Raw genomic sequence first — 3,239 nt, forward strand, 5'->3', positions numbered from 1 at the left:
CCCCCCCCCGCGACAACGTCACCGCGCTGGCCATCATGTGGCAGGGCGCGCCGCTGAGCGGCGGCGCGGCCAGCCTGCCGGCCGAGCACATGTCGACCGTGATCTCCACCGAGATGCTGGCCGAGGGCCAGGGCGGCACCACCATCCTCGGCGTGGCCGCCGACAGCGACGCCGCCGCGCCCGAGGTCGACGCCTTCAACGACGCCGAGATCGAAAAAGCCATCGCGGAGATCCGCGCGGCGATAGAAAAATCCACCAACCTACTGACACGAAAAGACCATAATGACCTTTGAATCCCGTCCCAGCGGCCGCGCCGTCGATGCCCTGCGCAACCTGCGCCTGACCCGCCAGTACACCAAGCACGCCGAAGGCTCGGTGCTGATCGAGTGCGGCGACACCAAGGTGATCTGCACCGCCAGCATCGAGGACAAGGTGCCGGGCTTTTTGAAGGGCAAAGGGCAGGGCTGGTTGACGGCCGAATACGGCATGCTGCCACGCTCGACCCACACCCGCATGGACCGCGAGGCGGCGCGCGGCAAGCAGTCCGGCCGCACCCAGGAGATTCAGCGCCTGATCGGCCGTTCGCTGCGCGCCGCCTTCGATCTGGAAGCCTTCGGCGAGCGCACCCTGCACTTGGACTGCGACGTCATCCAGGCCGACGGCGGCACCCGCACCGCCTCGATCACCGGCGCCATGGTCGCCGCCTACGACGCCTTCTCGCAGCTGGTGGCGCGCGGCGCCGTGCCGGCCGTGCCGCTGAAGCACTTCGTCGCCGCCATCTCGGTCGGCGTGTACAAGGGCATGCCGGTGCTGGACCTGGACTACGTCGAGGACTCCGGCTGCGACACCGACATGAACGTGGTGATGACCGACGCCGGCCACTTCATCGAAGTGCAGGGCACCGCCGAGGGCGCCGCCTTCGACCGCGCCGGCATGGACCGCCTGCTCGACCTGGCGCAGGGCGGCATCGCCGACCTGATCAAGCTGCAGAAGCAGGCCCTCGGCCTGGCGTAACAGCGCCGGGCCGCCGCCGGCCCGCCTGCCGCAAAATCGGGCGAGATCCAAGGACGAGATCCAAGGGCGACACCTAGGGACAGACCAGAGGGCGAGACCCAAGGGCGACACCTAGGGACAGACCCGAGGGTCTGTCCCCGGCTCTCCGATCTTGGGTGGTTTTCCGCCACCGGCGGCGCCAATCGGGCGACGCCCGGGCAAAAGGTTTACAATGGCGGCACCCCAATCGCCCGCCGCGCTGACTCTTCCCGCGCGGCCCGGGCCGCCACCTTTTGCCGGAACACCATGACCCAACGCCTCATCCTCGCCTCCAACAACGCGGGCAAACTCAAGGAATTCAACGAGCTGCTCTCGACCGTCGGCTTCTCCGTCCACGCCCAGGGCGAGTTCGACGTGCCCGAAGCGGACGAACCTTTCCACACCTTCGTCGAGAACGCGCTGCAAAAGGCGCGCCACGCCGCGCGCCTGACCGGCCTGCCGGCGCTGGCCGACGACTCCGGCGTCTGCGTCAACGCGCTGGGCGGCGCGCCCGGCGTGTATTCGGCGCGTTTCGCCGGCGAGCCCAAGTCGGACGCCCGCAACAATGAGAAGATGATCGCCGACCTGGCCGGCCACGCCGACAAGTCGGCCTACTACTACTGCGTGCTGGTGTTCGTGCGCCACGCCGACGATCCGCAGCCGGTCATCGCCGACGGCCGCTGGAACGGCGAAATGATCGCCACGCCGCGCGGCGACGGCGGCTTCGGCTACGACCCGCACTTCTACATCCCGGCGCTGGGCAAGTGCGCCGCCGAGCTGAGCGCCGACCAGAAGAACGCGTTGTCGCACCGTGGCCAGGCGCTGCGCGCGCTGGTCGAGAAGCTGCGATGATTCCGATCAAAGTCGTCGGCGCGCCGTCCAGGACGGCGCCGGCCCGGCCGGCGGCGGACATCTCCGACGCGGCCGGCGTGGCCCTCAAGTATCTGCAACCCGGCACGCTGAACCTGACGGCGCTGCCGCCGCTGTCGCTGTACATCCACTTCCCCTGGTGCGTCAAGAAGTGCCCGTATTGCGACTTCAACTCGCACGAGGCCAAGGGCGGCCCCTTCCCGGAAACCGAGTACCTCGACGCCGTGCGCGCCGACCTGGAGATGGCGCTGCCGCTGATCTGGGGCCGCAAGATCTACACCATCTTCATCGGCGGCGGCACACCGAGCCTGATGTCGGCGGCCGGCCTGGACCGCCTGCTGTCGGACGTGCGCACCCTGCTGCCGCTCGACGGCGACGTCGAAATCACCATGGAGGCCAACCCCGGCACCTTCGAGGCGGAGAAGTTCAAGTCCTACCGCGCCAGCGGCGTCAACCGCCTGTCGATCGGCATCCAGAGTTTCAACGGCCGCCATTTGCAGGCGCTGGGCCGCATCCACGACGACCGGGAGGCGCGCCGCGCCGTCGAGATCGCACAGGCCAACTTCGACAACTTCAACCTCGACCTGATGTACGCGCTGCCCTCGCAGACGCTGGCCGAGGCGCAGGCCGACCTGGAGACGGCGATGTCCTTCCAGCCGCCGCACCTGTCGCTGTACCACCTGACGATGGAGCCGAACACGGTGTTCGCCAAGTACCCGCCGGCGCTGCCCGACGACGACGCCAGCGCCGACATGCAGGACCTGATCGCGCAGATGACGGCGCAACGCGGCTACGGCCAGTACGAGGTGTCGGCCTACGCCCAGCCGGGCCGGCGCGCGCGCCACAACCTGAACTACTGGGAGTTCGGCGACTACCTCGGCATCGGCGCCGGGGCGCACTCGAAGATCTCCTTCCCGCACCGGGTGCTGCGCCAGGCGCGCTACAAGCAGCCCAAGTCGTATATGGACGCGGTGCGCGCCGGTAATCCGGTGCAGGAGGAATACGAGATCGGCCGCGACGACATGGGCTTCGAGTTCATGCTCAACACGCTGCGCCTGCACGCCGGCTTCGAGGCCAACCTGTTCGCCGAGCGCACCGGCATGAGCATCAACGCCATCGAGCAGCAGCTCAACGCCGCCGAGGCCAAGGGGTTGCTGTACCGCGACCACAAGACCATCCGGCCGACCGAGCTGGGACAGCGCTTCCTCAACGACCTGCAGCAGATGTTCCTAGGCGGTTGAGCGGGGCGCTTGGGTTGTGGCGGCGGGGCGCCGACGGCAGCGGCTTACCCCCAAGGCAAAGTCTGGGGTCGGACCCCGCGGGGTCCGACCCCGGTG

Annotated in this window: 3 protein-coding genes and 1 pseudogene; all 4 read left to right on the forward strand. The window is 68.7% G+C overall.

What is annotated here, in order from left to right; translation table 11 throughout:
• Window positions 1-293 (forward strand): annotated as a pseudogene (locus tag H7U20_RS30255) (hypothetical protein); the annotation flags it as partial.
• A complete protein-coding gene (gene rph / locus H7U20_RS12595; RefSeq protein WP_199759499.1) occupies window positions 283-1,014 on the forward strand; it encodes a ribonuclease PH in 732 nt (243 codons plus the stop codon). The pseudogene H7U20_RS30255 and the gene rph, both read left to right, overlap by 11 nt.
• Before the next feature lie 285 nt (window positions 1,015-1,299).
• Window positions 1,300-1,884 (forward strand): RdgB/HAM1 family non-canonical purine NTP pyrophosphatase, encoded by a 585-nt coding sequence (rdgB, locus tag H7U20_RS12600; RefSeq protein ID WP_199759500.1) that lies wholly within the window; start codon window positions 1,300-1,302, stop codon window positions 1,882-1,884.
• On the forward strand, window positions 1,881-3,143 hold the full coding sequence (gene hemW, locus H7U20_RS12605; protein WP_199759501.1) for a radical SAM family heme chaperone HemW: 1,263 nt from the start codon (window positions 1,881-1,883) through the stop codon (window positions 3,141-3,143). The genes rdgB and hemW overlap by 4 nt, the downstream gene beginning before the upstream one ends.
• Window positions 3,144-3,239: the final 96 nt, after the last annotated feature.

The organism is Rugamonas violacea (assembly GCF_016461825.1).
Lineage (GTDB): Bacteria > Pseudomonadota > Gammaproteobacteria > Burkholderiales > Burkholderiaceae_D > Rugamonas.